The sequence below is a fragment of the uncultured Maricaulis sp. genome (assembly GCF_905480005.1).
Lineage (GTDB): Bacteria > Pseudomonadota > Alphaproteobacteria > Caulobacterales > Maricaulaceae > Maricaulis.
On the sequence record NZ_CAJQOO010000131.1, the window covers coordinates 1 to 3,254 of the forward strand.

Sequence of the window (3,254 nt, forward strand, 5' to 3'; positions counted from 1 at the left end):
GAACACCGTCGATCTCGAACATGATGCGGCCAGGTTTGACCTTGCAAGCCCAAAACTCGGGCGAGCCCTTACCTTTACCCATCCGGACTTCGGTCGGTTTCTTGGAAACCGGTACGTCCGGGAAGATGCGGATCCACACGCGACCTGCACGCTTCATGTGGCGAGTAATCGCCCGACGCGTGGCTTCGATCTGACGCGCGGTAACGCGTTCCGGCTGGAGCGCCTTGAGGCCGTAGGAGCCGAAGTTCAGCGTATAGCCACCCTTCGCAGCACCCTTGATACGGCCTTTGTGCGCCTTGCGGAATTTCGTGCGTTTCGGTTGCAGCATGGCTGAATTCCTTACGCGGCTTGGCGGCCCGAACGGGCGCGCTGCTCACCCGACTCCTGGAGACGACGCTCCTGGGCATTCGGGTCATGTTCCATGATCTCGCCTTTGTAAATCCAGACCTTGATACCGATGATACCCATCGCGGTCTTGGCTTCGGCGGTTCCGTAATCGATGTCGGCGCGCAGCGTATGAAGCGGGACGGAGCCCTCATTATACTGCTCGGTGCGGGCAATTTCCGCACCGCCGAGACGACCACCGCAGACGATCTTGCAGCCCTTGGCGCCCATGCGCATCGCCGACTGCATCGAACGCTTCATTGCGCGGCGGAAAGCCACACGGCGCTCGAGTTGCTGGGCGATGGACTCGGCCACCAGGGTCGCGTCGATTTCCGGCTTGCGCACTTCAACGAGGTTCAGGAAAACCTCGCCGTCGACCATTTTCGACAACTCCTTGCGGAGCGTCTCGATGTCCGAACCCTTCTTGCCGATCACCACACCCGGACGGGCCGTGTGAACAGTGACGCGGCACTTCTTGTGCGGGCGCTCGATGACGATCTTCGACACGCTGGCATTCTTCAGACGCTGCTTGAGCATCTTCCGGATGTTGATGTCCTCGTGGAGCAGCTTGGCGTATTCACCAGCGCCGGCATACCAACGGGATTCCCAGGTGCGGTTGACGCCAAGGCGCAGACCGATCGGATTGACTTTCTGACCCATCAGGCGGCCTCCTCGACTTCGCGCACCACGATGGTGAGCTCGGAAAACGGCTTCAGGATCTTCGCACCGCGACCGCGTGCACGAGCCCGAAAGCGCTTCATGACCAGGTTCTTGCCGACAAAGGCTTCCGACACGACAAGGCTGTCGATGTCGAGGCCGTGATTATTCTCGGCATTGGCAATCGCGGACTCGAGGGTCTTCTTGACTTCAATGGAGATCCGCTTGCGCGAAAATTCCAGATCGGCCAGGGCACGCTCGACCTTTTTGCCGCGAATGAGTGCGGCAACAAGGTTCAGCTTTTGCGGGCTGGTGCGGATCATCCGCAGCTTGGCGCGCGCTTCATTGTCAGCGACGCGACGGGGATTGGCAGACTGTCCCATCGCTTATCTCCGCTTGGCTTTTTTGTCCGCGGCGTGACCGTAGTAGGTCCGCGACGGGGCGAATTCACCGAGCTTGTGGCCGACCATGTCTTCGGTCACGAGCACAGGCACGAACTTGTTGCCGTTGTGAACCTGGAATGTCAGGCCCACGAATTGCGGCATGATGGTAGAACGGCGCGACCAGGTCTTGATCGCTTGCTTGCGTCCGCCCTCGTGCGACTTTTCCGCTTTTTTCAGCAGATAGCCGTCGACGAACGGACCTTTCCAGACAGAGCGAGGCATCGTCTGCTCCCTATCGCTTCTTGCGCTCGTGGCGCGAGCGGATGATGAACTTGTCGGTCGACTTGTTCTTGCGCGTCTTGGCACCCTTGGTCGGCTTGCCCCATGGGGTCACCGGATGGCGACCACCAGAGGTACGACCTTCACCACCACCATGCGGGTGATCGACCGGGTTCATGACAACGCCGCGAACAGACGGACGCTTGCCGAGATGGCGATTGCGACCGGCCTTGCCGAGGTTGATGTTGAGGTGGTCCGGGTTTGACACCGCACCGACCGTCGCCATGCACTTGTCCGAGACCATGCGCAGCTCGCCAGAAGCCAGACGGATCTGGGCGTAGCCGGCGTCGCGGCCGACAAGCTGAACATAGGCACCGGCGGAACGAGCGATCTGACCACCCTTCTCCGGCTTCATCTCGACATTGTGAAGGATCGTACCAACCGGCACGGTCTTCAGCGGCATGGCATTGCCCGGCTTCACATCGGCCTTGGCAGACGCGATGACCGTATCGCCTTCGGAAAGACGCTGCGGAGCCAGGATGTAGGCCTTTTCGCCGTCCTCATACTTGATGAGGGCGATGAAAGCCGTCCGGTTCGGATCGTATTCCAGACGCTCGACGGTCGCGGGTACGTCCCACTTGCGGCGCTTGAAATCGACCAGGCGATAGAGACGCTTCGCGCCACCGCCACGCCGGCGGGCCGTGATGCGACCCATATTGTTGCGCCCACCGCTCTTGGTGAGGCCTTCGACCAGTGTCTTCTCAGGGCGTCCCTTGTGCAGGGCGGAGCGATCCACCAGCACGAGGGCACGGCGGCCCGGAGAGGTCGGTTTGAATGTTTTCAAAGCCATCTTACAGACCCGTCGTCACGTCGATCGAGTGACCCTCTTCGAGAGTCACGACCGCTTTCTTCTGGTCATTGCGACGACCGGGCACACCCCGGAAGCGCTTGGTCTTTCCGTGAACCTTGATGGTGTTCACATCCGTCACCTTCACCTTGAAGAGCTTCTCGACCGCCGCAGCGATCTCGGTCTTGTTGGCAGAGAGCGGAACGAAGAAGACCACCTTGTTCTCTTCCGAGAGCAGGGTCGACTTTTCGGTGATCACCGGGCTCAGGATCGTATCGTAATGGCGCGCAGCAGCCGACATCTTATGCCTCCTTCGCGCTGAGGCGGGCGTGGATCTGTTCCACGGCAGCCTTCGTCAGCACCAGGGTGTCGCGACGCAGCATGTCATAGACGTTGAGGCCCTGGGCGGGCAGCACGTCGATGCATGGCAGGTTGCGAGCCGCCTTGGCAAAATTCTCGTTCACTTCGGCGCCCGAGATGACCAGGGCATTGGAAATGCCCAGACCTTCAAAGGACGTGCGAAGCGCCTTGGTCTGCGGGGCGTCAAGCGCGGCATCGTCGATGACGATCAGCGACTTGGCACCAAGCTTGGCCGACAGCGCATGGCGCAGGCCGAGCGCACGAACCTTTTTGGGAAGCTCGTGGGCGTGGCTGCGGACGCGAGGACCGTGAGCCTTGCCGCCGCCGACGAATTGCGGAGCAGA

General features: G+C 60.8%; 7 protein-coding genes. All 7 read right to left on the bottom strand.

All coding sequences use genetic code 11. From position 1 onward, the window contains the following. A partial coding sequence (gene rplP / locus QZ266_RS11980; RefSeq protein ID WP_295695469.1) for a 50S ribosomal protein L16 occupies nt 1-328 on the bottom strand: 328 nt, incomplete at its 3' end. An 11-nt stretch (nt 329-339) separates the two neighbouring features. Further along, nucleotides 340-1,044 carry a 30S ribosomal protein S3 gene (gene rpsC / locus QZ266_RS11985; protein WP_295695471.1) on the bottom strand — a complete coding sequence of 235 codons (705 nt, stop codon included), beginning with the start codon at nt 1,042-1,044 and terminating at the stop codon, nt 340-342. After that, on the bottom strand, nt 1,044-1,424 hold the full coding sequence (rplV, locus tag QZ266_RS11990; protein WP_295695473.1) for a 50S ribosomal protein L22: 381 nt from the start codon (nt 1,422-1,424) through the stop codon (nt 1,044-1,046). The genes rpsC and rplV overlap by 1 nt, the downstream gene beginning before the upstream one ends. 3 nt (nt 1,425-1,427) lie before the next feature. Then, on the bottom strand, nt 1,428-1,706 hold the full coding sequence (gene rpsS, locus QZ266_RS11995; protein WP_271185310.1) for a 30S ribosomal protein S19: 279 nt from the start codon (nt 1,704-1,706) through the stop codon (nt 1,428-1,430). Nucleotides 1,707-1,716: 10 nt separating this feature from the next. Beyond that, entirely contained in the window at nt 1,717-2,553 is an 837-nt protein-coding gene (gene rplB, locus QZ266_RS12000; protein ID WP_295695477.1) for a 50S ribosomal protein L2, read from the bottom strand. A 1-nt stretch (nt 2,554) separates the two neighbouring features. Further along, a complete protein-coding gene (locus QZ266_RS12005; protein ID WP_295695479.1) occupies nt 2,555-2,851 on the bottom strand; it encodes a 50S ribosomal protein L23 in 297 nt (98 codons plus the stop codon). A 1-nt stretch (nt 2,852) separates the two neighbouring features. Next, nucleotides 2,853-3,254 (bottom strand): 50S ribosomal protein L4 (rplD, locus tag QZ266_RS12010; protein WP_295695481.1); only part of this gene is annotated, 402 nt, incomplete at its 5' end.

Bases quoted from the DNA above. Each gene is read 5' to 3' on its own strand.
- rplV (WP_295695473.1), bottom strand. From the start codon at position 1,424: ATGGGACAGTCTGCCAATCCCCGTCGCGTCGCTGACAATGAAGCGCGC.
- rpsC (WP_295695471.1), bottom strand. From the start codon at position 1,044: ATGGGTCAGAAAGTCAATCCGATCGGTCTGCGCCTTGGCGTCAACCGC.
- QZ266_RS12005 (WP_295695479.1), bottom strand. From the start codon at position 2,851: ATGTCGGCTGCTGCGCGCCATTACGATACGATCCTGAGCCCGGTGATC.
- rplB (WP_295695477.1), bottom strand. From the start codon at position 2,553: ATGGCTTTGAAAACATTCAAACCGACCTCTCCGGGCCGCCGTGCCCTC.
- rpsS (WP_271185310.1), bottom strand. From the start codon at position 1,706: ATGCCTCGCTCTGTCTGGAAAGGTCCGTTCGTCGACGGCTATCTGCTG.